2 protein-coding genes are annotated in these 1,331 nt (G+C 66.6%); both read left to right on the top strand.

Annotated elements, in window-relative coordinates:
• The first annotated feature begins 66 nt into the window (after positions 1–66).
• The gene (locus ABZ738_RS32505) at positions 67–378 is read left to right on the top strand and encodes a transposase (RefSeq protein ID WP_357219759.1); all 312 of its coding nucleotides are present in this window, start codon (positions 67–69) and stop codon (positions 376–378) included.
• On the top strand, positions 375–1,301 hold the full coding sequence (locus tag ABZ738_RS32500; protein ID WP_357219756.1) for an IS3 family transposase: 927 nt from the start codon (positions 375–377) through the stop codon (positions 1,299–1,301). Before ABZ738_RS32505 ends, ABZ738_RS32500 begins: the two co-directional genes overlap by 4 nt.
• Positions 1,302–1,331: the final 30 nt, after the last annotated feature.

The raw sequence follows: 1,331 nt of genomic DNA, 5'->3' as shown, positions 1-1,331 counted from the left end.
TGAGCCACCCCCGCTTTCATGGAGCTTCTTGATCATGGTCTGATGGCCGTGGGGAGGAAGTCGTCCGTGGCAGCACCGAAGAAGTACCCCGATGAGCTACGTCAGCGCGCTGTGCGCCTGTATCGCGAGTCGGACCCGAAGCCGGTGATCCGGCGTCTGGCCGAGCAGCTCGGTGTTCATCACGAGGCGCTCAGGAACTGGATCCGCCAGGCCGAGGCAGACACGGGTGAGCGTCACGACCGGCCGACCAGCGAAATGGCGGAGGAGAACCGCCGGCTGCGTAGGGAAGTTGCCGAGTTGCGGCGGGCGAACGAGATCCTGAAGGCTGCGAGCGCGTATTTCGCGGCGGAGCTCGACCCGACCCGGCGACGGTCATGAGGTTCATCCACGAACACCGTGACCAGTTCGCGGTCGCGCTCCTGCTACGGGTCCTGAACATCGGCGCCTCGACCTACTACGCGTGGGTCAAGCAGGTCGAGCAGCCCTGCGACCGGGACGTGGTTGACCTGGGGCTGATCTCCAACATCCACGAGATCTGGGAGACGTCCGGGCGCACCTACGGCGCGGACCGGGTCCACCGTCAGCTGCGCCGTGACGGCATCGGCGTGGGCCGCAAGCGCGTCGAGCGGTTGATGGCCGAGCAGGGCTGGCAGGGAGCGTTCCTGCGTCGAGGGTGGCGTGGCGGCTCCACGAGGCAGGATCCCCGGCACACGTCGGCGCCGGATCTGGTCAACCGGCAGTTCACCGCCGACGGGCCGAACCGGCTCTGGGTCGCCGACGCCACCCGCATCCCGTGCGGTGAGGGCGTGTTCTGGTTGGCTGCGGTCCGCGACGCGTTTTCCCGCCGGATCGTCGGGTGGAAGACGTCTGACCGCTGCGACACCGACCTGATCCTCGCCGCCCTCGAATACGGCATCTGGTCGCGCGACGTCCGCGACGGCCAGTTGATCCACCACAGCGACCGCGGGTCGAACTACACGTCGTTCCGCTTCGCGGAACGCTTGCAGGACAACGGGATCCTGCCCTCGATGGGCTCCGTCGGCGACTCGTACGACAACGCCCTGATGGAGAACTTCTGGTCCACGCTGAAGATCGAACTTGTCTACCGCACGTCCTGGCGGACGCGCGACGAGGCCGAGAACGCGATCTTCGCCTACATCGACGGCTGGTACAACACACGCCGCATCCAGAAGGAACTGAGCTACCTCAGCCCGAACGAATACGAGGCCGCCTGGCACAGCCGCCATACCGAGCCAGCCGAGCCACCAATCGCCACCCCTGCGCCAGCCGGCAGCAGGTAACCACCGCTCCATCAAAGCGGGGGGAACTCA

It is taken from the genome of Micromonospora sp. NPDC047793, assembly GCF_040642635.1.
GTDB lineage: Bacteria > Actinomycetota > Actinomycetes > Mycobacteriales > Micromonosporaceae > Micromonospora.
Note: the sequence above shows the minus strand (reverse complement) of the source record. Positions and strands in the feature narration are given on the sequence as shown.